This is a genomic window from Streptomyces sp. NPDC001828, assembly GCF_042892175.1.
In the GTDB taxonomy this organism is placed as follows: Bacteria; Actinomycetota; Actinomycetes; order Streptomycetales; family Streptomycetaceae; genus Streptomyces.
Map to the genome: position 1 here is coordinate 1 of NZ_JBIATV010000014.1, position 23,214 is coordinate 23,214.

Genomic DNA, 23,214 nt, shown 5'->3' on the forward strand with positions numbered 1-23,214 from the left:
TTCCTTTGTACTCACCCTCTCGGGCTTTCCTCCGGGCGCTTCCCTTCGGTATTTCGTGTTCCCGACTCTATCAGACTCTTTCGTGTCCGATTCCCGGTCGGGCGGGTTTGTCTTCCTGGCTGTTGGGCCGTTCCGACGTCCCGAACTCTAGCGGATTTCCCCGGCCGATTCATAATCGAGTCTTCCGGTCCGACCGAAATTAGAATTCGGCATGCCGAAATTCATCCCGGGCGGGAGATCGTGCTGAGTTGGGTGCCGCAGAATCTGCGGCGGATGGTTGTCGCAGAACCGTTCCGGCTCCGTGGCAACCCGAAGAACCTTACGGACCCGCTCATCCCGCGTCAACTTGAACGTCGGCCCCGCGGTCCTTCGAGGGCGGTAGCGTTCGCCCGTGACCTTGATCCTCGAAACCGACACCGCCGTCGCGCACGCCTGGTGGTGGCGCACGGGAGACGGCCCCGTGGAGCCGACCGACCTGGCGCTGCTCAGCACGGACGAACGGGCTCGCGCCGCGCGGTTCGTGCACCAGAGGACGGCGGTTGGTTTCGTCGCCGGGCGCGCGGCGAGCCGACGGATCCTCTCGGGGCTGCTCGATGTGGCGCCCGAGGAGATAGGCCTCGGGCGCAGGCCATGTCCGGGATGCGGTGACCCGCTGCACGGGCCGCCCGCCGTGCTGGATCCGGCCACCCCCCTGTGGATCAGCATTTCGCACACGGACACCTGCGGCATGCTCGCCGTGGCCCGCGTCCCGGTGGGCGTGGACGTCGAGGTCGTACGGGAGTTCCCGGTCAGGGAGCTCGCGCCGGCCACCCTGACCGAGTCCGAGCGCGAGGTCGTGCTCGGCACGGAGGAAGGGGATGCCCGCACTCGGGCCTTCCTGCGCTGCTGGACCCGTAAGGAAGCCGTGCTCAAAGCGGTCGGGGTCGGGATCACCACGGATCTCTCCGGCGTCGAGACCCGGCCGGAACACTCCGGTCCGGCCGTCGTGGCCGCCGGGGTGCCCGGCACCCCCGAGTCCTGGACCGTCACCGACCTGGCGGTGCCCGATACCTGGGCCGCGGCCATCTCCGTCCCCGCACCGGCCGACGGCAGCCACCCCGAAGTCCGGCTGCACGCGCACACCTAGGCCAGGCCACTGGCCCTGGAAAACCGCACCAGCCGACCCCTCAGCCCCGCGAGAGCACTCCCGTACCAAGGGTGCGGGTGCTGAACTGTCCTGTTTCCTCCGGCGAGTTCATCCGGCCCGTACGCCCTGGCTTGATAGGCGTTGGGGCTGGGGGAACGACCCGGTGTTCGACGCCGTCCGCGGCTGAGCTCCCCGTACCCGGATCCGTACCAGGCCGATCGTCCCGCACGTCAACTGCCCTACCCCACAAGGAGAGCACCATGACCCTGCAGACACTGCCGACCAGCGCCCAGGACACCACCCAGGCCACGATCGCCGAGCTCCGAGGCTCCATCGACGTGCTCGACGCCGAGATCCTCGGCCTCCTTGAGCGCCGCCGCGAACTGTCCCAGACCGTCCAGCGGGTCCGGATGGCCGCGGGCGGGCGCCGTACCGAGTTCAAACGCGAGAACGTGATCATCAAGCGCTACGCCGACCGCTTCGGGCTCGCGGGAGGCGCCATCGCGATGAAGATCCTGGAGATCTGCCGGGGCTCCGTGGCAGCGGGCCGCTAGCGGGTCCGCGTCACAACGCGGAGGGGCCGGCCGGAGGCAGTGCTTCCGGCCGGCCCCTCCGCGTTCACTGCTACTTCCGTTGCTCCTTCTCGGTCGGTCGCATGATCATGACCCTGTGCAGGATCACCTCCTGCCGGGGAGAGGGGCGGGGCGGCGGCGTGAGCGGTCAGCGGGAAAAGGTCGATGCGATGCTCGCCGAGGCGGGCCTTGAGGACGCGGGCGGCTGGGGTGCCGGCCACAACACCCTCCCTCCACGTGCGGCACTGCGGCCGATCGCCGCGGGAAACGCCGTGCCGGCCGCTGTCGTACGGCTCGACGCCATCGACCCGTTCGCCGACACGGACGCGCAATGGTTCCGGCTGGCCACCGCGCACGGGCTGTTCGGCGAGGACGGGGGCTTCCTGATCGCACGGGGGGACGGCTCCTGGTTCGGGGTCCGGCTCGGGCAGGAGTGGCGGCTCGCGGAGGTGCTGCGCGGTCAGCCCCGCTGCCCGGAGTTCCTGACGCTCTCGCCGGACGGGAAGACGCTGATCGGCGTCACCACCGAGGAGGACGAGATCTGGCTGGTCGTGGTCGACGACGTCCCCGCGTACCGGGAGCAGCGGGCCCGGACACTGGCGCGGGAGGAGAGCGAGGAGGAGCGGGAAGCCGCCTGGGACGGGCTGCTGCGCCACCTGCGGATCTCACCGCGAACACGGGAGCAGTGGGCGGTCTGGCTCCTCTCCAACCCCTCCCTGCCGGACGACCTCCGGCTCGACCTCATGGTCCGCACCGGGCGTTTCTACGGCCGCGAACTGCCCTCAGACCTGATCGACCAATTGCTCGTCCACCCGGACTGGAAGGTGCGCGGCGCCCTGGTGGACACCGGCTCCGACCAGCTGACGCCCGACCAGTGGAGCCGCCTCGTCCTCGCCGAGGAGAACGATCGGCAACGCTGGGCCCTGACCACCATCGCCGTCGACTACCGCGCGTCATTCACCGCCGCCGCGTACGCGCGTCTCGCCGTCGATCCCGTCCCGCGTGTCCGTGCCGCGGCCGCCTCGCTCACCGGCCTGCCCGTCACCGCGGCCCGGTCCCTCCTCGCCGACCCCGAGCCGCAGGTCCGGCAGGCCGCCTGCGCTCCCGCCTGGCCGGACCTCGACGCCGACGAGCGCCGCGTGCTCCTCACCGATCCCGACCCCGGTGTCCGCGCCGCCGCCCGCCGGCTGCACCACCGTGAACACCCGGTCCCGCTGGCCGTCTTCGCGAGCGGCAGCCTCGGCGACGACACCCGCGTCATCACCGACTCCGTACTGGAACCCGACCTGGCCCGCCACCTGACCACGCACCCGGACGTCGCTCTGCGGCGGGCCCTCGCCGACAACCCGCACCTGGCCCCGTCCCTGATCGACGTCCTGGCCGTAGACCCCGACCCCTCCGTTCGAGGCGCCCCCGCCCTGCGGCCGGATGTCACGGAAGCCCAACGGGGGTCCATCTCCTACGACTTCGACCCGTCGGTCCACTACTCCACCCTCTCCTGGGTCCACGCCCTGCACGGCGACCCCGAAGCCATGCGGCGTCTCGCCGCCTCGCCCCATCCCCTGGTCCGCCGCTCCGTCGCACGCGCCCGCCGTCTCCCGCCGGACGTCGTGGACCGTCTCGCTCACGACGACGACCGCGTCGTCCACCTCTTCCTCGCCGAGTCCTGCGACGACGCACCGCCGTGGATGCTGCTCCAGGTCTGGCACTGGTGGAACGGCAGCCTCTCCTTCGTGGGCCGCCCCCGCTCCCATCCCAACTTCCCTCGGACGGGGCTCCTGCGATACGCCGGGGCCGCCAACCCGCGGCTGCGCCAACTCGCCCTGGACGACCCGGAGTCCAGCCCGGAACTCGTCGAACGCCTCACCCTCGATCCCCACCACGAGGTGCGCCTCCGTGCGGCGAGCGACCCTCGTCTCAGCCGCCTGGGCGCGGTCCGTCTCCTGGACGACCCCGACCGCTCCGTCCGCCGGGCCGCCGCCCGCTGCCCCCTGCTGCCCGCTCACGTCCTGGTCGCACTGCTCCGAGACCACCACACCGCAGGGGAAGCCGCCCAGAACACGGCGATCCCGCCCGGCGTCATCCGGTGGATGGCCGAGCGGGATCAGGATGCGCCGGAAGCGGGCCCGGGGGTCACTCCCCCGCGGGAGCCAGCCTGAGCGAGATCGAGTTGATGCAGTACCGCTGGTCCGTAGGCGTCGGGTAGCCCTCGCCCTCGAAGACGTGGCCGAGGTGGGAGCCGCAGCGGGCGCAGCGGACCTCGGTGCGGAGCATGCCGTGGGTGCGGTCCTCGATGAGTTCGACGGCTTCGCTGTCCTTCGGGTCGAAGAAGCTCGGCCAGCCGCAGTGCGACTCGAACTTCTCGCCGGAGGTGAAGAGGTCGGCTCCGCAGGCGCGGCACGAGTACACGCCCTCGGTCTTGGTGTCGGTGTACTCACCGACGAACGCGGGCTCGGTGCCGGCCTGGCGCAGGACCTGGTACTCGGCGGGGCTCAGCTCCGCGCGCCACTGCTCGTCCGGCTTCTCGACGTCGTACGACATGGGGGTGCTCCTCGGTCGGATCAGGTCGGATCAGTTCGACAGGCGGGCCAGGATGGCCGGGCCGAGGTCCGTCACGTCGCCCGCGCCCATGGTGAGAACGAGATCACCGGGGGCTGCCATTCCCGCGACGACGTCGGGAACGGTCTCCTTGTCGTGGACGGCGGTGACCGTGGCGCCCGCCGCCTTGGCCGCGTCGATGATCAGCTCGCTGGTGACGCCGGGGACCGGGTCCTCGCGGGCCGGGTAGATGTCGAGGACGACGGAGAGGTCGGCGAGGGCGAGGGCCTGGCCCATCTCCTTGCCGAGTTCCTGGGTGCGGGAGAAGAGGTGCGGCTGGAACACCACGAGGAGGCGGGAGTCGGAGGCCGCGCCCCGCATCGCCTCCAGGTCCGCGGTCATCTCGGTGGGGTGGTGCGCGTACGAGTCGATGACCTGGACGCCCTTGGCCTCGCCCTTGAGCTGGAGGCGGCGCTTGACGCCGGTGTACTTGCCGAGCGCGGAGGCCAGGTTGTGCGCGGGGATGCCGAGCGCGACGCCGGCCGCGAGGGCGGCGACCGCGTTGTGGGCGTAGTGGCGGCCGGGGACCGAGACCGTGAAGGTCAGGAACTTGCCGTTGAGGAGGACCGTCACTTCGGAGGTGAGGCCGCGCGGGGTGACCTTGTGGACGCGTACGTCGGCCGTCTCGGACTCGCCGTAGGTGACGACCTTCAGCGAGGACAGGTCACGGACGCGCTGGGTCAGCTCGACCGCGCCGGGCTGGTCGGCGGCGATCACGAGCGTGCCGCCGGGCCTGACCTTGCCGACGAAGGTCTCGAAGGAGTCGTAGATCTCGTCCATCGAGGCGTAGTTGGCGTGGTGGTCGAGCTCGACGTTGAGGACGATGGCGACCTCGGGGTCGTACTTCTGGAAGCTGCGGTCGCTCTCGTCGGCCTCGGCCACGAAGATGTCGCCCTCGCCGTGCCGGGCGTTGGTGCCGGGGCCTTCGAGGTCGCCGCCGATCGCGTACGAGGGGTCGAGGCCGAGCTCGGTCAGGGCGACGGCCAGCATCGAGGTGGTGGTCGTCTTGCCGTGGGTGCCCGCGACCGCGATGGCGCGCAGGCCGCCCATGAGCGAGGCGAGCGCGTCCGAGCGGTGGACGACGGGCACGGCCAGCTCGGCGGCGCGGGCCAGCTCGGGGTTGTCGGCGCGGATCGCGCTGGAGACGACCACGCAGGTGGCGTCGTCGGCGAGGTGTCCGGCCGCGTGGCCGATGTGCACGGTGGCGCCGAGGGAGCGCAGCGCCTCGGCGGTGGCGGACTCCTTCGCGTCGCTGCCCGCGACCTGGGCCCCGCGCTGGGCCAGGATCTTCGCGATGCCCGACATGCCGGCACCGCCGATGCCGATGAAGTGCGGCCGTTCCATGGCGGTGGGAATGGCGGAGGCCATGCGGTTCTCTCCCGGGGTGCGACGTACAGAAGGAGCCCCCACCCTAATTCCTGTGGGGGCTCCGGCCGCGACACGGCTCCGGGGGCGGCACGGCCCCCGGGTGGGGGCCGGGGCTACTCGCTGTGGGCGAACAGCTTGAGGACGGGCACGCCGACCTTGTGGCGGGCGCGCGAGGCCCAGTCGCGGTGGAAGAACTCCTCCACGTAGTGCGGGGCCGTCAGGACGATGACCTCGTCGGCGCCGACCTCGTCGACCACGCCCTTCAGCTTGTCCAGGGGGTGGTCGTCGACCACCTGGCCGACGGCCTTGCTGCCCGCGTCCCGCAGTGACTGCAGGGAGTGCTGGAGGGCCAGTTCGGCGGGGCCCTGTGCGGCCGAGCCCTCCGGCTCCGCGCCCTCGTGGACGGCATCGTCGAGCTCGCCGAGGGCCACGTCGTCGATCGCGCGAAGGAGCCGGTCCTGGTCGCCCCTGGGCTGCATCAGCACGACGAAGGAAATCGGCTCGTCCCCGTGCAGAGTGGTGACGAATTCCACGTCGACGGAGGTCAGGGGCTTCTCGATCATCAATACGCTCGTGAACACGACAGGCGCCCTTCTGTTCTCTCCATGGCCGCCCCCGCCGTGAGTGGCGGGTCCGGCCCCTGCGGAAACCATCCTTCCCCGTACCCGCACGGGGTCTGCGTGAATAAGTGTGCCCAGCGTGAGCTAACCGGAACGATAAATTCCGCCGATTGTCAGATCCGACGGTAACGCGTGTACAGGAACCCGGCGTCCTCCAGTACGGACGTCGGCGCGAACCGCTGAGGGACCTTCACCGCGGGCCCCGAGGCGATGCGCTGGGCGTCGCCCGCGGTCAGGGTCGGGGACATGGTCAGGCACAGCTCGTCGAGCACCCCGGCGGCCACGAACTGGCCGAGCAGGCGCGGTCCGCCCTCGGTGAGCATCCTCGGCAGGCCGCGCTCGGCCAGTGCCCGGACCGCCAGGCGGGGCTCGATACCGCGCCCGTCGCCGGCGACCACCACCGCGCAGCCCGCCCGCTCGGCCTCCCGGACCCGGTCGGGGTCGGCGGCCGCGCCGGTCAGGATCAGGGTGGGCACGAGCGGCGAGGTGAACAGCGGCAGCGAGAAGTCGAGGTCCAGGCTCGCGGTGACCACGGCGATCACGGGCGCGGGACCCTGCCCGGCCGCCCTGCGCCGCTCGGCGAACTCGGCGCGCGCCCTGGCCGGCCGGTACCCCTCCAGGCGTACCGTTTCCGCACCGACCACGACGACGTCCGCGAGGGCGCGCAGGGTGCCGAAGATCCGCATGTCGGTGTCGGAGGACAGCGGCTGCGACCGGCCCTCGTGGTGGCCGGCGCCGTCGAGCGAGGACACCATGTTGGCGCGCAGCCAGGGGCCGCCGTCGCGGGGATAGGCGTAGGCGTCGGCCAGTCGGTCGAGCGACCACTCGGTGCTTGCGGCGTGTTCCGCGGCGTCGGCGTCTGCGGGCGCTCCGGCCCGGGTGCTCCGGGCCGCCGGTGTCTGGTCGGTCACAGGGAACAGTTGTCGCATGCCGTGCAGTCTGGCACGGCGCTTACAGTGGGGAACTGTGTCGACCAGCCCCATAACCGAAGCGGCCCCCGTGTCGCTCTGCGCCCGCGCGCCGCATGTCCCCGCCGACCGTCTGGTCGCCGAGATGGTGCCGCCGCCGCGGTTCGACTCGGTGCGCTTCGAGACGTACGTACCGGACCCGAACCAGCCGAGTCAGGCCGAGGCGGTCACCGTCCTCTCCTCCTTCGCGGCGGGGCTCGGCGGCGCGCACGCCGTCGGGGCCAAGCGGCGCTGGTTCGCGAAGAAGCCGGCCGCCGCGCCCGGGCCGCGCGGGGTGTACCTGGACGGCGGCTACGGCGTCGGCAAGACGCACCTGCTCGCGTCCCTGTGGCACGCCACCCCGGCCGAGCCCGCCCTGAAGGCCTTCGGCACGTTCGTCGAGCTGACCAACCTGGTCGGCGCCCTCGGGTTCCAGCAGACCGTGCAGACCCTGAGCGGCCACCGGCTGCTGTGCATCGACGAGTTCGAGCTCGACGACCCGGGCGACACCGTCCTCGTGTCCTCGCTGCTTCGCCGGCTGGTCGAGCAGGGCGTGGCGCTCGCCGCGACCTCCAACACGCTGCCGGGCAAGCTCGGCGAGGGCCGGTTCGCGGCCGCCGACTTCCTGCGCGAGATCCAGGGCCTTTCGGCGCACTTCCGGCCGCTCAGGATCGACGGCGAGGACTACCGCCACCGGGGTCTGCCCGAGGCCCCGGCGCCGTACTCCGAGGAGCAGGTCACCAAGGCCGCGTACGCCACCGAGGGCGCCGCCCTCGACGACTTCCCGCAGCTGCTCGACCACCTCTCGCGCGTCCACCCCAGCCGCTACGGCGCGCTGACGGACGGGGTGCGCGCGGTGTGCCTGACCGATGTGCGCCCGGTGCCCGACCAGTCGACCGCGCTGCGGCTCGTGGTGCTCGCCGACCGCCTGTACGACCGTGAGGTGCCGGTGCTCGCCTCCGGCGTCGCCTTCGACCGGCTGTTCAGTGACGAGATGCTGAACGGCGGCTACCGCAAGAAGTACTTCCGGGCGATCTCCCGCCTGACCGCGCTCGCCCGCGACGCGAAGGGCCTTGTGGCGCAGTAGGTTTGGGGCCGAGGGGGCTCATGCCGCATCCGTCCACCGCCCCCTCGGCCACAGAAGGGAATCATCATGGCCACCACGCGCACGGCGCACACGGTCTGGGAAGGCGAGCTCCTCAAGGGCTCCGGCACCGTCACCTTCGACTCCTCGGGCATCGCCTCCCAGGCGGTCTCCTGGCCGTCCCGCGCCGAGCAGGCCAACGGCAAGACCAGCCCGGAGGAGCTCATCGCGGGCGCCCACTCCAGCTGCTTCTCGATGGCCCTCTCGCACGGCCTGACGGGTGCGGGCACCCCGCCCACCCGCCTGGAGACCAAGGCCGACGTCACCTTCCAGCCCGGCGAGGGCATCACCGGGATCCACCTCACCGTGCGCGGCGAGGTCCCCGGCCTCGACGCGGACGGCTTCCAGGCCGCCGCCGAGGACGCCAAGAAGAACTGCCCGGTGAGCCAGGCCCTTTCGGGGACCACGATCACCCTCAGCGCCGAGCTCGTCTGAGGCTGCCGCCAGCGGTAGCGCCGGCCGCCGTTCCATCGCACGATCGAGGGAACGTAGGCGGCCGGAAGGGGTGCGCAGTGGCCGGTAAGGGCAAGGCCCGCAAGGGCGTCGACAAGCCCGGGCAGGATCTTCGCGAGCTGCTGCGCATCCCCGAGGGCGAGCGGGTCACCCTCTCCTCGCACGCCGCCGACGCCACCCCCGGCGGCCCCGGGAGCAAGGCGGAGGGCCTCGCCGACATCGCCCGGATGGGTGAACGTCTCGCCGGTCTCCAGGAGCGCCTGTACGCGGCGAGCACGGCGGGCGACCGGCGGCGGATCCTGCTGGTGCTCCAGGGCATGGACACCAGCGGCAAGGGCGGCACGGTCAAGCACGTCATCGGCCTGTTCAACCCCTCGGGCTGCCGCATCAAGGCCTTCAAGGCGCCCACCCGCGAGGAGCTCGCCCATCCCTTCCTGTGGCGCATCACGAAGGCGCTCCCGCAGTCCGGCGAGATCGGCATCTTCGACCGCTCGCACTACGAGGACGTACTGATCGCCCGGGTACGCGAACTGGTCCCGCGGCCTCAAGTCACGCTTCGCTACGGCCACATCAACCGCTTCGAGCAGTCTCTGGTGGACGACGGCGTGACCGTCGTCAAGGTGTTCCTGCACATCAGCTACGAGCGGCAGCGCCGCCGCCTCCTGGCCCGCCTCGACAACCCGGACAAGCACTGGAAGTTCAACGCCGGGGACATCGACGAGCGCGCGCTGTGGCCCGCCTATCAGGAGGCGTACGAGATCGCCCTGGAGCGCTGCTCGACGGCGGCGGCCCCCTGGTACCTGGTGCCGGCCGACCGCAAGTGGTACCGGAACTGGGCGGTCAGCAAGCTGCTCCTGGAACACCTGGAGGCGCTGGATCCGCAGTACCCGCCGGGCGACTTCGACGTCGAGGAGTGCAGGCGCAGGCTTCTCAAGGACCGCTGATCCAGGGGCAGTTGGCCCCACCTCCTGGGGTGTCCGGCCCCTTGGGTGCCCCGGCCCCTCAGGACGACTTGCTCATCAGGCCCGAGATGTCGACGGAGTCCGCGGCGGCGGGGGTGGCGGCCGGCACCGGCTTGTCGAAGCCGTCGAAGCGTACGGTCGCGTCGGGCGCGGCAGCGCCCTTGGCGACGGTGAACCGTACGGGGTACGGCTTGCCGGTCGTGGCCACGTCGAGCGTGTAGGTCCGGCCCTGCTGGGTGGCGGTGACGGGGATGGCCTCGACGCCGTCGACCTTGACCGGACTGCCCTTGGTGAGGGTGGTGGCGGGCAGCTTGGCGGAGGTGTCGAGGTACTTCTGGAAGGTGTCGAGGTCGCACACGTCGGTGGTGTTCCGCAGCACCGGGTCGTTGGTGGTGCCCTTCAGGTAGCGGTCGCCGACGAGCGAGGCGAGCGCGGTGCCGCCGCCGGGCACCTCGTTCTTCCAGAACGCCGCGTCCGGCTTGATCCACACGTCGGTGCCGTGCCGGATGATCTCCACCGAGCCCTGCGGGCCGAGGCTCACCGAGCCTCGGCAGTTCCCCGACCGGTCGAGGGTCAGGTCGAAGGAGGTCCCCGCCCCCGAGCCGAGGTCCCCCTTGGCCGTCACGTGCAGGGACGTGGCGCCGAGCAGGGCGTCGTGGGAGCGCTGGGCGATCTGGTCCGCGGTGAGCGAGCCGGTGTCGTCCGCGCGGGCGCCGGCCGCGCCCGCGAGGGACAGGGCGAGAGCGGTCGAGAAGAGTGCCGCCGCGCATGCGCCGGTACGGGATCCGGACACGTCGCCTCCCTGGGGCCGTGAACCGCGCCTCGCCCGCGAAGAGGCCTGTGCGGGCGTGTGCTCCGTATGCGTCGAGCGTAGACCCCGGGGGCGTGCGGGTCGCGTTGTGCGGGTGGCGGGTGCGGGGCGCGGGGTCCCGCCGGGGCTCGTCGGGCTGTGCGGCATTGGCCGGAATCTCGGGGATGGCGGGAGCGCCGTAAACAAATACGCCGATACGATCGGATACTTTCCGTTCGTGACCATTACTGCACGGAAACTGATCACGGTTGCCCTGCTCGGTGCCGCCCTCGCGGGCTGCGGCTCCGACCCCGCCACGCCCCCGCACCAGGCCGGGGGCAAGGCCTCACCCTCGGCGCCCGCAGGGGCCGGTGCACCGAAGACGGCGAGCGCCGCGACGCTGGCGCCCGGCCCCGGCGGGCTGACCCCCGTCTTCGAGCGGGCGGCCACCACCCCCCAGGGCGAGAAGGTCGTCGCGCTGAGCTTCGACGCCGACATGACGGCCGACCAGGGGCCGCGCGCGGCGGGCGGCGAGCGCTTCGACAACCCCGGGCTCATCGCCGACCTGAAGCGGATGAAGGTGCCGGCCACCGTGTTCATGACCGGGCGGTGGGCCGAGGAGTATCCGGCCGAGGCCCGCGCCATCGGGACCGACCCCGACTTCGAGGTCGGCAACCACTCCTACAGCCACTACGCGTTCAAGTCCGACTGCTACGGGCTGCCCGTCGTCGAGAAGGACGCGGTACGGGCCGACGTGGAGAAGGCGACGGCCCGGTTCAAGGCGGCCGGGATCGTCAACACGGTGCCGTACTTCCGCTTCCCCGGCGGCTGCTACGACGACGAGGCGCTGCGCGCGCTCGCCCCGCTGAAGATGACCGCCGTCCAGTGGGACGTGGTGAGCGGGGACGCGTTCGCGAAGGACGCCAACGCGGTGGCCGAACAGGTCCTGGCCGGGGTCAAGCCCGGGTCGCTCGTGGTCATGCACTGCACGCGCAGCGCGGCCCCGGTCACCGACACGGCGCTCCAGCGCATCGTGCCGGAGCTGCGCAAGCGCGGCTACCGCTTCGTGAAGGTCTCCGACCTGATCCGCGCCACCGCCCAGCACGCCCAGCACTGACCGCGTCGCGCCACACCGAGGGGCGCGGCCCCGCCCCGCGCCGGTCCGCTCAGCCGGAGCAGGCCGAGCGCTGTGCCTCCTGCCATTCGCACACCGGGCAGAGCGTGCTGCCCTTGGTCGACTCCGGGTACTCGGTCGGCGCCCGGCACAGCACGCATTCGGCGAAGGGCTCCTCGTACGCTCCGGGCGCGGGGTCCGCGCCGGTGGGGCCCGCCGCGCAGTAGGCCGTGTCGTCCCGGGGCTGCGTCTCGTCCATGCGCCCGAGCCTAGTCGGCGTCCGGGGCCCGGCTCAGCGGCGTCGCGCGCTGAGTACGCAGACTCCGGCGGCAACCGCCCCCGCGAGAGCCGTCGCGGCGGCCAGCGGCACCAGCGCCAGGTGGACCGTGCCGGTCCGCGAGCCGTTGACCAGGCCGAAGACCGCGTACCGCGCCGGTGACGGGGCGAGGACCAGGGCGAGCAGCGCGGCCGGGGCGGTGACCGCGAGGGACCAGCCACGGGCGCCCAGCACCGGACGGCTGCCCAGAGCACCGACCACCGCACCGGTCAGGACACACACCCCGGCCGCCACCAGTCCGGCCGGGATCGCGGCGCCGAGCGGCACCGCGACCCTGTGGTCGCCGCTCGCCGGATCGCTCACGGCGGCGACGTACGCCGTGCCCACGACACCGAGCAGGCCCGCGCAGCACAGGGCCGACAGCAGCGACGCGAGGTGGACGCGGGCCGGGCCCGCCGACGCGGCGGCGCAGGCGCGGGCGGCCTCCGGCTCCTGGGTGACGCAGATCCGCACGAGCCAGGCCGCCACCGGCAGCAGACCGGCGGCCGCGTACCCCATCGAGTCCAGGACCGGCTGCCCCGCCTGTACGCCGATGCCCAGCAGGGCGGCGTACAGCAGGACCGGTGCCAGCCAGCGCTGGGAGCGCAGGAGCAGGGCGTTCTGGTAGCGCACGAGCGGGACGAGCGGACTCATGCGCCGCGCACTCCTCGGATGTGCCAGGGCGGGCGGGCCGCGAGCAGGGCGCGCAGCAGATCGTCGGACCGCTCGGCCGGTACGCGCAGGGTGCGGGAATCCCCGGAGGCCGTCAACTCCTGCGGGCTTCCCGGCAGTTGGGGCGGAAGCGGCCCGGTACCGGTGATGTCGACGAGGACGGTCGCGGCGGGTGACGCCTCTTGTACGGGACACAGCCCGCCGCCCCCGACCGTGGGTACGGGACACAGCCCGCCGCCCGCGAGCGCGTACCGGGCGTCCTCCTGGCCGGTCAGCCGGGCGGGGTCGTGGTCGACGAAGACGACCGTCGCGCCCCGCGTCACCCGCTCGCGCACCGCGCGGTCCAACTCGGCCCGGGCGGCGGTGTCCAGCCCCGTCCACGCCTCGTCCAGGACGAGGAGCTCCGGGTCGGCCAGCATCGCCTGCGCCACGGCGACCTTCTGGCTGGTGCCCTTGGAGAGCTCGGCGAGCGGAGTGCCCGCGTGCCCGGCCGCGCCGAACCGCTCCAGCCACTGCCCCGCCCGTTCCCTCGCCGTGCGGCGCGCCAGGCCGTGGACGCGGCCGAGGTGGGTCAGGTAACCGGCCGCCGTGAAGGGCAGCGCCACGGGGAAGCGTTCGGGGACGTACGCGGTGCGGGGGCGGCCGGTGACGCGGCCCTCGGTCGGGGCGTCGATTCCGGCGATCAGCCTCAACAGGGTTGATTTTCCGGTGCCGTTGGCGCCTTCGACCCGGACCAGCGCGCCCTCGGCCAGGTCCAGGTCGATGCCGCGCAGGACCCAGGGGCCGCCGAGGGAGTACCGGCGGCCCGCCCCGCGCAGGGCTCGGGTGGTGCTCAGTGCTGCTGGGCCTTCTGCGGCGTCGCCTCGCTCGGACGGACTATGGCGTAGCCCTCGCCCTGGAGCATCAGCTGGACGGCCTCGCCGGAGCCGCCGCGCAGCATCGAGCCGATGGACTGCGAACGGTGCAGGGAGGTCTGGAGGTTGGCGGTCCAGCCGACCACCGCGTCGGTGTCGACGTACACCGGCAGCTGCGGCGAGACCGGGATGATCAGCGGGTTGCCCTCGCACATCAGGCCCAGGCGGCCCTGGCCGGTGAAGACGCTGTTGAAGAGGCCGCCGCCGGCTATGCCGGAGCCCTTGACCGTCTTGATCTCGTAGCTGAGCGAGGAGTCGAAGCACAGCACGTTGCGGCCGTTGATGGTGAGCGCGTCGCCCTGCTCGATGTCGACGATGAAGCAGTTCTGCGCCTCGTGCGCGAACCAGGCCTCGCCCTGGCCGCTGACCGCCATCAGCGGCAGGCCCTCGCCGGTCACCGCGCGCTTGAGCATGCCGCCGATGCCCTGGCCGCGCCGCTCGAACTGGAGGCTGCCGCGGTAGGCGATCATCGCGCCCTGGCGCGCGAGCATCTCGCCGTTGACCGCGTACTTGATGGACTTGGCGTTCTCCAGCGTCATTCCGGCGGCGGTCGCGGGCTGGGCCATGTTCTCGATGGCGAAAAGGTCGCTCTTCATGCGCGCATCCTGTCCCGGAACCATTCGTTCCGCCAAGAATCACCACTTCGGCGGCTGGCAGACTGGTGGGGTGAGCACCGAGGACACCCAGAACGCCCCTTCCGACAGCCCCTTTCACGACGCGTCGCCGCGCGACGAGGCACAGCAGTTCGTGCTGCCGCTCGTCGTCCACATCGAGAAGGCGGATCCCCCGGGGCGCACCGACGCGCTGGAGACGGCGGCCCGCGCGGTGCTCGTGATCCTCTCCGACGAGCGGTCGCTCGGCGAGGGGGACGACGAGGGCGAGTGGGCCCGGGTCATGCGGGACTGGCAGGACGCGCGGATCCGCAAGGTCGTGCGGCGGGCCCGAGGCGCCGAGTGGCGCAAGGCCTCGGCGCTGCCCGGGATCACGGTGACGGGCAGGGCGGCGGAGGTACGCGTCTTCCCGCCGGTGCCGCTCGACGGCTGGCCCAAGGAGCTGGCCAAGCTCCAGGTGTCGGGCACGGACCTGGACGACCCGGCGGACCCGGACGCCCCCGACCCGCTCGCGCCGGTCCTCTGGCTCAACCCGGACCTCGACATGTCGGCGGGCAAGGCCATGGCACAGGCCGGGCACGGCGCCCAGCTCGCCTGGTGGGAGCTGTCCGAGACCGAGCGCAAGGCCTGGCGCGAGTCGGGCTTCGCCCTCGCGGTGCGCACCGCGGACCCGGCCGCCTGGCGTGAGCTGACCCTCAGCGGGCTGCCGGTGGTCCATGACGCGGGCTTCACGGAGATCGCCCCGGGCTCCTGCACGGTGGTGGCCGACCACCCGGCCCTGCGGGCACGCCCGGCGGCCGGCTGAGGCCTCCCTCCGCGCACCCGGCAGCCCCGGACGGGGCCGACGGGCGGCGACCGGATGGCGGAGTACTTCAACGCCCGGTGACCATACCGGCGGCCGGGCGGAAGTCGCCGCCCGGCCGCCGGTGCTGCCGGTGCTGCCGGTCCCCGGGCGGCCGGCCCGCCGCTTTCGGCCAGGTCACCGCCCCGCTGAACGCACCACCCGCCCCATCCGTACCCCCCGGTACCGCCGAGCAGCGTTCGCGCTCTCAACTGGCCGTCCCGGGAGGCATCTTGTCGCGTGGAACAGTTCGCTCCAGCCGTTTCGCCCTGCGTCACGTGAACGGAACGGGGCTGCTCATCGCGGTGCTCGTGGCCACGATCGGCGCGCTCGCCTTCCCCGTCTGGTCGTACGCCGACCGCTCCAGCACCCCGCAGGCGAACCTCGACTCCTCGTCCACACCCACCCCCTGGGGCCCGCTGTCCGCGACGGACCGGGACTTCGTGGTGCGGGTGCGGCTGGCCGGGCTCTGGGAGGGGCCGGCCGGGCAGCAGGCGCAGCAGCGGGCGCCCAGCGCCGCGATCAAGGCGGCCGGTGACCACCTCGTCATGGGACATGCGGCACTCGACCAGCACGACCGGGACGTCGCCGCGAAACTGGGCATCGAGCTGCCGAGCCAGCCCAACGCCCAGCAGCAGGGCTGGCTGCGCCAGCTGACCGCGGACACCGGCACCGCCTACGAGCGGGACTTCGCGAACCTGCTGCGCGCCGCCCACGGCAAGGTCTTCGCCCTGGTCGCCCAGGTCCGCGCGACCACCCGGAACTCGCTGGTGCGGGATCTGGCCAACGACGCCAACCGGACCGTGCTCGACCACATGACGATGCTGGAGGCCACCGGCCTGGTGGACTTCGACGCCCTCGCCACGCCCAGCTGACGCGGCGCACCGCGCCGGGCACGGCCGGGCGCGCGGCAACCTCAAATCAAGCTCTGAAGGTCACCCCGCGAGGGTTCGGCGCCGGAGCCGGGGGCCATGACCTGTCCATGAAGCAATTGGGCATCGGCATCGGCTGGCGGCCTGAGATCGCGGGGGCGGTGGAGGGGCTCGACGGCATCGACTGGGTCGAGGCGGTCGCGGAGAACCTCTGCCCCGGGCACCTCCCCGACTCTCTGGTCCGGCTGCGCGAGCGCGGGGTCACGGTGGTGCCGCACGGGGTCTCGCTCGGCCTCGGCGGGGCCGAGCGGCCGGACGCGCGGCGCCTGGCCGACCTCGCGGCCCGGGCCGAGGCGCTCGGCTCGCCCCTGGTCACCGAGCACATCGCGTTCGTGCGCGCGGGCGGTGAGCTGACCGCCTCGCCGCGCCTGGAGGCGGGCCATCTGCTGCCGGTGCCGCGCACCCGCGACGCCCTGCGGGTGCTGTGCGAGAACGTACGCATCGCCCAGGACGCCCTGCCGGTGCCGCTCGCCCTGGAGAACATCGCGGCCCTGATCGACTGGCCCGACGAGGAGTTGACGGAGGGTCAGTTCCTGTCGGAGCTCGTCGAGCGCACCGGCGTCGGACTGCTCATCGACGTGGCCAACCTCCACACGAACCGGGTGAACCGGGGCGAGGACCCCGCGAAGGTCCTCGCCGCGCTGCCCCTGGAGGCGATCGCGTACGTCCATGTCGCGGGCGGCGTCGAACGGGACGGCGTGTGGCACGACACGCACGCGCATCCCGTGCCGGAGGCGGTGCTCGACGTCCTGGCCGATCTCGCGTCCCGGGTCTCGCCGCCGGGGGTGCTCCTGGAGCGCGACGACGCGTTTCCGCCGGCGGCGGAGCTCGCGGCCGAACTGGACGCCATCCGGGCCACGCTCAACGCTCCCGCCTCCGCCGCGCCCACCGCGCCGGAGACGGCTGACCCGAAAGCGCGCCCCGGCGAGCACGCCGGCGCCGGGGCGCGGGACCGGCTCGCCCTGGCCCAGGCGGCCCTGCTCTCCTCCCTGACCGCCGGCACGCCCGCGCCCGCCGGGTTCGACGGGCGTCGCCTTCGCGTGCAGGCCCGCTCGCTCGCGGCCAAGCGGGCCGATGTGGTGGCCAAGGTGGCGCCCGAGCCGGCGGCCCTGCTCGGGGCGGACTACCGGGAGGCGTTCCTGGACTACGCCAAGTCCCGCCCGATGCGCGGCGGTTACCGCCAGGACGCCCTCGACTTCGCCCGGTTCCTGCTCGACGCGGGGCGGCCCGCCGACGCCGAGGCCCGCCGGGCGCTGAACCGCTGGTGGAAGGATCGGGCGGGGCCGAGGCCGCCGGGGCGGGCCGCGCGACTCCTTCGCAATCTGACCCGGGCCGCCTGAGGCGCGGCGGGGCAACGTACCTCAAGAAGAAGGGAGTTGGCGGCGACTCCCGCATCACGTGACGACCCCCACACCACCCGGCCACCCACTTCACGAAACCGCCTCCCGGAGCAGCGGCATCCGCACTACCGTGCGCACCGCACCAGGAGGCAGCCATGCGTCGCTTGTTGTCCGGCACCGGACTCGTCGTCATCGCGTTGGGCGCGACCCTGCTCGCGCTGCTCTTCCCCGTCTGGTCGTACGCCGACCGCTCGGGCACCCCGCTCGCCGACCTCAACGCCGGTACGGTGCGCACCCGTTGGGGTCCGCTGACCGCCGCCGACCGGGACTTCGTGGTCCGGGTGCGGCTCGCCGGGCTCTGGGAGGGACCGGCCGGACAGCAGGCCGTCCAGCGGGACCCCAGCGACGCGGTCAGGGCGGCCGGGCAGCACCTCGTCGACGGGCACGCCTTCCTCGACGCCCGGGTCCGCGAGGTGGCCGCCCAGCTCGGCATGGAGCTGCCGGACCAGCCCAACGACCAACAGCAGGGCTGGCTGCGCCAGTTGACGGCTGACACCGGCACCGCCTACGAGCGGGACTTCGCGAACCTGCTGCGCGCCGCCCACGGCAAGGTCTTCGCCCTGGTCGCCCAGGTCCGGGCCAACACCCGCAACTCGCTGGTGCGCGGGCTCGCCGACGACGCGAACACGACCGTCCTCGACCACATCAAGATGCTGGAGGCGACCGGGTTCGTCGACTTCGACGCGCTCGCACGGGACGCCGCGGCGGCGGCGACCGCGAGTCCCACCGGCCCGCCGCCGCCCACGCCGGGCGCGACGGTGGCGAGCGCGGTGCCGCTCACACCGGGGCCCGCCGACAGCGCCGAGCCGTCGGTGGGGGCCGAGCCGTCGTTCCCGCTGCCGCCGGCCGCCTCCCGCCCGAAGGACGAGGCGTCAGCCGTGCCCGATACCCACACTCCGTAACGAAGCGATAACCCGACGTCCAAATTGTGGACAGACTGTGGCGGCCGAGCGTCAACTTCGCATACAACTCGGCCATGTTCTGGGTCCTGTTCCTTCTGCCGGCCATGGTCGCCGCCGGGTTCTCCTGCGGGCGGCTCTGCCTGGCGGCCGTCGCGGCCGCACGCCCCCAGCCGCGTACGGACGACGAGCGGGGCCTGTCCTACTACGAGGCCGCGTTCCTGGCGGGCGGCCCCTACCGGGTCGTCGACCTCACCCTCATCTCCATGCACCGGGCCCGCCGGCTGCTGCTCGCCCACACCGGCTGGGCCACCGTCGTCGACCCCGAGGGCCGCGACGACCTGGAGCGCTCGGTCCTGACCGCGATCGGACCCGGCGGCCAGGAGCGCATAGCGGCCATACGGTCCGGCACGGCCGCGGCCGACGCGGTGCGCGTCCTGGCCGACCGGCTGGCCGGAGCGGGCCTCGCGGTGCCGGACGCCGTACGGTCCGGGGTCAGCGCCTCGGTGCGGACGGTGCGCGGCGCGGCCCTGCTCATCACCGCGCTCGCCTTCGCCGCGCTGTTCATGCCGGGCGAGCAGGGCACCGGGCGGGCCGAGATCGCGGCCTGGTTCGCGCTCCCCCTCGTCCTCACGCTGGGCTGCCTGGCCATCGCCCGGGTGGAGATCCACCCGTACACCCGCTGGGCCTCGCCGGACGGGCAGGCGCTGCTCGGCGGGCTCGACCCGGCGGACGACCCGCTCACCGCGGTCGCCGTGCGGGGACTGCGGGCCGTGGACGACCCCCAGCTGCGCAGCGCCCTCACGAGCGGCCGCTTCGCGCATCGGAGTCAATGACCGCGCCCGGCGCGGCCCCGCTGCTTTACTTTCACTCGTCCGAAGTATCCCCTTCTGGTCTGTATGTACTTCCGTAGTACCGCAGCACGAAAGGGATGTACCGGCGATGAGAGCTGTAGCGCTGTACGGAACCCTGGGTTCCCTCGTCCTTTCCGCCCTCGTCGCCGCCCCCGCCGGCAGCGCCGACCCGCTGACCGCCGAGGCCCGTGGTGTGACGGCCGCCGCCCAGCGCGCGGCCACCAGGCCGATCGCCTTCGGCCGCTGCCCCGAGGCGGAGTCGCTGCCCCCCTCCGTGCAGTGCGGCACGGTCCAAGTGCCGCTGGACTACGCACATCCGACGGGCCGTCAGATCTCCCTGACCGTCAGCCGGACCAAGGCCCGGGGCAAGCCCGCCGAGCGACAGGGCGCCCTCGTCTTCAACCCCGGCGGGCCCGGCGCGTCCAGCATGTACTTCCCGATGGTCGCCCGGCTCTCGGACTGGAAGCGGATCGCGGGAGCGTACGACCTGGTCGGCTACTCCCCGCGCGGGGTGGCCCGCTCGGCGCCGCTGTCCTGCCAGGATCCGGCCGACTTCGCCAAGGCGCCCACCGAGTCCCCGACGTACCCCTCCGAGTCGGACAAGCTGGAGCGGATCGCCCGGGCCCAGGCGTACGCGCGGGGCTGTGCGCGCAACGCCGGGGAGGCGCTGCGGTTCTACACCAGCATCAACAACGCCCGTGACCTGGACGTGCTGCGGGCCGCGCTCGGCGAGCAGAAGCTGACCTTCATGGGCGCCTCGTACGGCACCTACTTCGGGGCGGTGTACGCGACGCTGTTCCCCTCGCACATCCGCCGGATGGTCTTCGACTCGGCGGTCGACCCGGACCCGAAGCAGATCTGGTACCGCAACAACCTCGACCAGTCACGGGCGTTCGAGAACCGCTGGGCGGACTTCCGCGCCTGGGTCGCCAAGCACGATGCGGTCTACCACCTGGGCAGTACGGCCGAGGAGGTGCTGGGGAGCTACGAGCGGGTGCGGGCCAGGCTGACCCGCGAACCGGCCGGCGGCACGGTGGGGCCCGCGCAGTTGCAGGCCGCGTTCCTCAAGGCCGGGTACTACGACGACTACTGGTCGAGCCGGGCCACGGCGCTCTCGGAGTACCTCAGGGGCAATGAGCGGCCGCTGGTCCAACAGGCCGCGCCCAGACCGGAGTCGGCGGCCGACGACGAGAACGGGAACGCGGTGTACACGGCCGTCGAGTGCAACGACGCGCCCTGGCCGAGGGACTTCGCGACGTGGGACCGCGACAACACCGGGCTCGCGGTGACCGCGCCCTTCGAGACGTGGGACAACGCGTGGATGAACCTGCCCTGCGCCTACTGGCCGGCCCCGCAGCAGAAGCCGGTGGACGTCGGCGCACGGCCGGGGGCGCTGCCGCCGACGCTGATCCTGGCGGCCGAGCGGGACGCGGCGACGCCGTACCCGGGGGCCCTGGAACTCCAGCGGCGGCTGCCGGGCTCCGTCCTGATCACGGAGAAGGACGCCGGCACCCACGGCATCGCGGGCGGCGCCAACGCGTGCGTGAACGGCTATGTGGAGGACTACTTGCTGAACGGCCGGACGCCGGTGCGGCGCGCTGCGTGCGCGCCGCACCGGGAGCCGAACCCGGTGTCGCTGGACGAGCGGGCAGCAGGCAGGCCGGGGCATGTGCTGCCCGCTCTCTGATCTTCCGGGTCAGGGATGACCGGGGCACGCTCGCGTGGCGCGGGCCCCGGTCACCTGGTCTTGCTAGGCCAGATCCGCCACGAGGTCGGCCACGCTCTTGCGGCGCCCCGTGTAGAACGGCACCTCCTCGCGGACGTGCATCCGGGCCTCGGAGGCGCGCAGGTGGCGCATCAGGTCGACGATGCGGTGCAGCTCGTCGGCCTCGAAGGCGAGCAGCCACTCGTAGTCGCCGAGCGAGAACGAGGCGACCGTGTTGGCCCGCACGTCGGGGTAGCCGCGGGCCATCTTGCCGTGGTCGGCGAGCATCCGGCGACGGTCCTCGTCGGGCAGCAGGTACCAGTCGTAGCTGCGCACGAACGGGTACACCGACACGTAGTCGCGCGGGTTCTCGTCGGCCAGGAACGCCGGGATGTGCGCCTTGTTGAACTCGGCGGGCCGGTGCAGCGCCATGTTCGACCACACCGGTTCGAGCGCGCGGCCCAGCTTGGTGCGGCGGAACAGGTTGTAGGCGCCCTGGAGCTCGTCGGAGGTCTCCGCGTGCCACCAGATCATGATGTCGGCGTCCGCGCGCAGACCCGACAGGTCGTAGGCGCCGCGGACGGTGACGTCCTTGGCGGCGAGCTGGTCGAACAGCTCCTGGACCTCGTCGGCGTAACCCGACCGGACCGCCTCGTCGGAGGGCAGTACGTCGCGCAGCTTGAAGACAGACCACAGGGTGTAGCGGATGACCTCGTTGAGGTCCTTCGCCTTCTTCCCCGCGTTGGGAATCTTTTCCGGAGCAGCACTCATGTGGCTATTGTCCCGCGTCACTCTGGGTGTTCTGCGCCAGGGTCGACGTGGCGATGATCTCGTCTGCGGCGCGCCGGGCGCTCGCGATGCACGCGGGGATGCCGACGCCGTCGTAGACGGCGCCGCAGACGCGCAGTCCGGGCAGCTTGGCGACCTCCGCGCGGATGCGGGCGACCTTGGCCAGATGGCCCACCGGATACTGCGGAAGGCCGCCGATCCAGCGGTTGACCCGGGTCGCGACGGGACGGGCCGACAGGCCGACCGCGTCGCCGAGATCGCCGAGCGAGACGTCCACGAGGTCGGTGTCGTCCCAGTCCAGATGGCGCTCCTCGCCGTAGCGCCCGATCGAGGTGCGCAGCACGAACAGGTCCGAGCCGCGCTCCTTGACCCAACTCCACTTGTACGAGGAGAAGGTGGAGGCCTTGATGGTGCGGCCGTCCACCGGCGGCACCAGGAAGCCCGAGCGCTCCTCGAGACCGGCCAGATCGGCCCGCCGGAACGCGAGGGTGACCAGGACCATCGAGGCGTACTCGACCTCGGCGAGCTCGGCGGCGGCGACCGGCGCCTCGGCGGCGAGCAGCTCGGCTGCCGACCAGGCGGGGTTGGACAGGATCACGCCGTCGGCGTCGATCAGCTCGGTGTCGGTACGGATCCGCCAGCCGTCGGCGGTGCGGGCGAGCCCCAGGACCGGGGCCTCGGTGCGGATCTCGCCGCCCTGGGCGCGTACCGCGTCGGCGACGGCGATCGGCAGGGTGCCGATGCCGCCGTCCAGACCCGCGAAGACCGGCCCGCTCCCCGCTCTCGCGGCGGCCTTGGCCTGGATGTCCCGCACGCCGTCGAGGAGCGAGCCGTGGGTGCGGGCCGCCTCGTAGAGCTGGGGCACGGCGGCCCGCATCGAGATCTTGTACGCGTCGCCCGCGTACACCCCGCCGAGGAGCGGCTCCACAAGGCGGTCGACGACCTCGCGGCCGACCCGCTTGGCGACGAACTCGCCCACGCCGATGTCCTCGCCGACCTCGCTCGGGGCGAGCTCGCGGTCCTGGGCGACCCGGGCCAGGCCCTCGGCGGAGAGGATGTCCTGGAGGGTGCCGGGCTCGGCGGGCACGCCCATCACATGGCCGGTGGGCATCGGCCGCAGCGCGCCCCGGGTCCAGATGGCGGCGCCGGCCGCGGCGGGCGCCTGGATCCGGTCGCCGAGGCCGACCGCGCGGGCGAGGTCCACGCCCTCGGGCCGGCGGGCCAGCATCGACTCGGCGCCGAGGTCGACGGGCGCGCCCTCGATCTCCCCGGCGAGCAGCTTGCCGCCGAGCACCGCGCTGCCTTCGAGCACCGTCACACGGGCACCGGACGCGAGCAGCCGGTGGGCGGCGGCGAGGCCGGAAATACCGCCTCCGACGACGACGATGTGCGGGGCGCGGGCGGGGGCGTTGTCCATGCCTCCACTGTCTCAGACCCCCGCCGACCACCGGGAACGCGCCCCGCGACGCCCCGGGCAGGAGGGTCAACCAGCTTGTTCTGAGGCCGAGTTGGGACCCGACTCCGGCCAACACCCGGCCCCCTCCCCCTCGGGGCGGGAATGCCGCGCGCCCCCGGTACGTATCGTGA

The 23,214-nt window shown here is 72.8% G+C and carries 24 protein-coding genes; 13 read left to right on the forward strand and 11 right to left on the reverse strand.

Translation table 11 applies throughout. From position 1 onward, the window contains the following. The first annotated feature begins 391 nt into the window (after window positions 1-391). From ACFYZA_RS31630 to ACFYZA_RS31640, 3 genes are all read left to right on the forward strand, one after another. Entirely contained in the window at window positions 392-1,126 is a 735-nt protein-coding gene (locus tag ACFYZA_RS31630) for a 4'-phosphopantetheinyl transferase family protein (protein WP_382600933.1), read from the forward strand. Window positions 1,127-1,203: 77 nt separating this feature from the next. Continuing rightward, window positions 1,204-1,680 carry a chorismate mutase gene (locus ACFYZA_RS31635; RefSeq protein ID WP_388494199.1) on the forward strand — a complete coding sequence of 159 codons (477 nt, stop codon included), beginning with the start codon at window positions 1,204-1,206 and terminating at the stop codon, window positions 1,678-1,680. A 101-nt stretch (window positions 1,681-1,781) separates the two neighbouring features. Further along, window positions 1,782-3,857, forward strand: coding sequence for a PE-PGRS family protein (locus ACFYZA_RS31640; RefSeq protein WP_388494200.1), 2,076 nt, complete (start codon window positions 1,782-1,784; stop codon window positions 3,855-3,857). Here the strand turns inward: ACFYZA_RS31640 and msrB are convergent. The 4 genes from msrB to ACFYZA_RS31660 all read right to left on the reverse strand — a co-directional run bounded on the left by msrB (window position 3,832) and on the right by ACFYZA_RS31660 (window position 7,213). Next, complete coding sequence (msrB, locus tag ACFYZA_RS31645) at window positions 3,832-4,239, reverse strand: peptide-methionine (R)-S-oxide reductase MsrB (RefSeq protein WP_388494201.1); 408 nt, start codon at window positions 4,237-4,239, stop codon at window positions 3,832-3,834. The two genes, ACFYZA_RS31640 and msrB, sit on opposite strands and share 26 nt — an antisense overlap. Window positions 4,240-4,269: 30 nt before the next feature. Beyond that, window positions 4,270-5,664, reverse strand: coding sequence for a UDP-N-acetylmuramate--L-alanine ligase (gene murC, locus ACFYZA_RS31650; RefSeq protein WP_382599629.1), 1,395 nt, complete (start codon window positions 5,662-5,664; stop codon window positions 4,270-4,272). A gap of 113 nt (window positions 5,665-5,777) precedes the next feature. Next, window positions 5,778-6,245 (reverse strand): indole-3-glycerol phosphate synthase, encoded by a 468-nt coding sequence (locus tag ACFYZA_RS31655; RefSeq protein ID WP_382599627.1) that lies wholly within the window; start codon window positions 6,243-6,245, stop codon window positions 5,778-5,780. Window positions 6,246-6,397: 152 nt separating this feature from the next. Beyond that, the gene (locus tag ACFYZA_RS31660) at window positions 6,398-7,213 is read right to left on the reverse strand and encodes a pyrimidine reductase family protein (protein WP_382599625.1); all 816 of its coding nucleotides are present in this window, start codon (window positions 7,211-7,213) and stop codon (window positions 6,398-6,400) included. Between ACFYZA_RS31660 and zapE the strand changes: the two genes are divergently transcribed. The 3 genes from zapE (at window position 7,212) to ACFYZA_RS31675 (ending at window position 9,772) form a co-directional block, all read left to right on the forward strand. Then, window positions 7,212-8,318, forward strand: coding sequence for a cell division protein ZapE (gene zapE / locus ACFYZA_RS31665; RefSeq protein WP_382599624.1), 1,107 nt, complete (start codon window positions 7,212-7,214; stop codon window positions 8,316-8,318). The genes ACFYZA_RS31660 and zapE overlap by 2 nt on opposite strands. A 66-nt stretch (window positions 8,319-8,384) precedes the next feature. After that, a complete protein-coding gene (locus ACFYZA_RS31670; RefSeq protein ID WP_120720768.1) occupies window positions 8,385-8,810 on the forward strand; it encodes an OsmC family protein in 426 nt (141 codons plus the stop codon). A gap of 77 nt (window positions 8,811-8,887) precedes the next feature. Beyond that, window positions 8,888-9,772 carry a PPK2 family polyphosphate kinase gene (locus tag ACFYZA_RS31675; protein WP_382599621.1) on the forward strand — a complete coding sequence of 295 codons (885 nt, stop codon included), beginning with the start codon at window positions 8,888-8,890 and terminating at the stop codon, window positions 9,770-9,772. Between the two features lie 58 nt (window positions 9,773-9,830). Here the strand turns inward: ACFYZA_RS31675 and ACFYZA_RS31680 are convergent, their stop codons facing one another. Next, entirely contained in the window at window positions 9,831-10,583 is a 753-nt protein-coding gene (locus ACFYZA_RS31680) for a hypothetical protein (RefSeq protein ID WP_382599619.1), read from the reverse strand. A 235-nt stretch (window positions 10,584-10,818) separates the two neighbouring features. On the opposite strand from ACFYZA_RS31680, the gene ACFYZA_RS31685 reads away from it, so the two are divergent. Next, window positions 10,819-11,697 carry a polysaccharide deacetylase family protein gene (locus ACFYZA_RS31685; protein WP_382599617.1) on the forward strand — a complete coding sequence of 293 codons (879 nt, stop codon included), beginning with the start codon at window positions 10,819-10,821 and terminating at the stop codon, window positions 11,695-11,697. 49 nt (window positions 11,698-11,746) lie between these two features. Here the strand turns inward: ACFYZA_RS31685 and ACFYZA_RS31690 are convergent, their stop codons facing one another. The 4 genes from ACFYZA_RS31690 to ACFYZA_RS31705 are packed head-to-tail and all read right to left on the reverse strand — an operon-like array spanning window position 11,747 to window position 14,192. Next, window positions 11,747-11,953 carry a hypothetical protein gene (locus tag ACFYZA_RS31690; protein ID WP_388494202.1) on the reverse strand — a complete coding sequence of 69 codons (207 nt, stop codon included), beginning with the start codon at window positions 11,951-11,953 and terminating at the stop codon, window positions 11,747-11,749. A 33-nt stretch (window positions 11,954-11,986) separates the two neighbouring features. After that, window positions 11,987-12,664: an ABC transporter gene (locus ACFYZA_RS31695; RefSeq protein WP_388494203.1), complete on the reverse strand. Its 678-nt coding sequence runs from the start codon at window positions 12,662-12,664 to the stop codon at window positions 11,987-11,989. Beyond that, window positions 12,661-13,518 carry an ATP-binding cassette domain-containing protein gene (locus ACFYZA_RS31700; RefSeq protein WP_388494309.1) on the reverse strand — a complete coding sequence of 286 codons (858 nt, stop codon included), beginning with the start codon at window positions 13,516-13,518 and terminating at the stop codon, window positions 12,661-12,663. The genes ACFYZA_RS31695 and ACFYZA_RS31700 overlap by 4 nt, the downstream gene beginning before the upstream one ends. Further along, the gene (locus ACFYZA_RS31705; RefSeq protein ID WP_382599612.1) at window positions 13,515-14,192 is read right to left on the reverse strand and encodes an AIM24 family protein; all 678 of its coding nucleotides are present in this window, start codon (window positions 14,190-14,192) and stop codon (window positions 13,515-13,517) included. Before ACFYZA_RS31705 ends, ACFYZA_RS31700 begins: the two co-directional genes overlap by 4 nt. Between ACFYZA_RS31705 and ACFYZA_RS31710 the strand changes: the two genes are divergently transcribed. The 6 genes from ACFYZA_RS31710 (at window position 14,191) to ACFYZA_RS31735 (ending at window position 20,820) form a co-directional block, all read left to right on the forward strand. Continuing rightward, window positions 14,191-15,012, forward strand: a complete 822-nt coding sequence (locus ACFYZA_RS31710) for an aminoacyl-tRNA hydrolase (protein ID WP_388494204.1) — start codon at window positions 14,191-14,193, stop codon at window positions 15,010-15,012. The two genes, ACFYZA_RS31705 and ACFYZA_RS31710, sit on opposite strands and share 2 nt — an antisense overlap. 305 nt (window positions 15,013-15,317) lie before the next feature. Continuing rightward, window positions 15,318-15,923 carry a DUF4142 domain-containing protein gene (locus ACFYZA_RS31715; RefSeq protein ID WP_382599635.1) on the forward strand — a complete coding sequence of 202 codons (606 nt, stop codon included), beginning with the start codon at window positions 15,318-15,320 and terminating at the stop codon, window positions 15,921-15,923. A gap of 107 nt (window positions 15,924-16,030) precedes the next feature. Beyond that, a complete protein-coding gene (locus ACFYZA_RS31720; protein ID WP_388494205.1) occupies window positions 16,031-17,320 on the forward strand; it encodes a DUF692 domain-containing protein in 1,290 nt (429 codons plus the stop codon). 155 nt (window positions 17,321-17,475) lie between these two features. Then, window positions 17,476-18,282 (forward strand): DUF4142 domain-containing protein, encoded by an 807-nt coding sequence (locus ACFYZA_RS31725; protein WP_388494206.1) that lies wholly within the window; start codon window positions 17,476-17,478, stop codon window positions 18,280-18,282. Window positions 18,283-18,356: 74 nt separating this feature from the next. Beyond that, window positions 18,357-19,115: a TIGR04222 domain-containing membrane protein gene (locus ACFYZA_RS31730; RefSeq protein ID WP_388494207.1), complete on the forward strand. Its 759-nt coding sequence runs from the start codon at window positions 18,357-18,359 to the stop codon at window positions 19,113-19,115. Window positions 19,116-19,221: 106 nt separating this feature from the next. Continuing rightward, window positions 19,222-20,820 carry an alpha/beta hydrolase gene (locus tag ACFYZA_RS31735; RefSeq protein WP_388494208.1) on the forward strand — a complete coding sequence of 533 codons (1,599 nt, stop codon included), beginning with the start codon at window positions 19,222-19,224 and terminating at the stop codon, window positions 20,818-20,820. 63 nt (window positions 20,821-20,883) lie between these two features. On the opposite strand, the gene hemQ is transcribed toward ACFYZA_RS31735, so the two are convergent. Next, on the reverse strand, window positions 20,884-21,609 hold the full coding sequence (gene hemQ / locus ACFYZA_RS31740; RefSeq protein ID WP_382599599.1) for a hydrogen peroxide-dependent heme synthase: 726 nt from the start codon (window positions 21,607-21,609) through the stop codon (window positions 20,884-20,886). Window positions 21,610-21,613: 4 nt separating this feature from the next. Beyond that, on the reverse strand, window positions 21,614-23,044 hold the full coding sequence (gene hemG / locus ACFYZA_RS31745; protein ID WP_388494209.1) for a protoporphyrinogen oxidase: 1,431 nt from the start codon (window positions 23,042-23,044) through the stop codon (window positions 21,614-21,616). Window positions 23,045-23,214 lie beyond the last annotated feature (170 nt).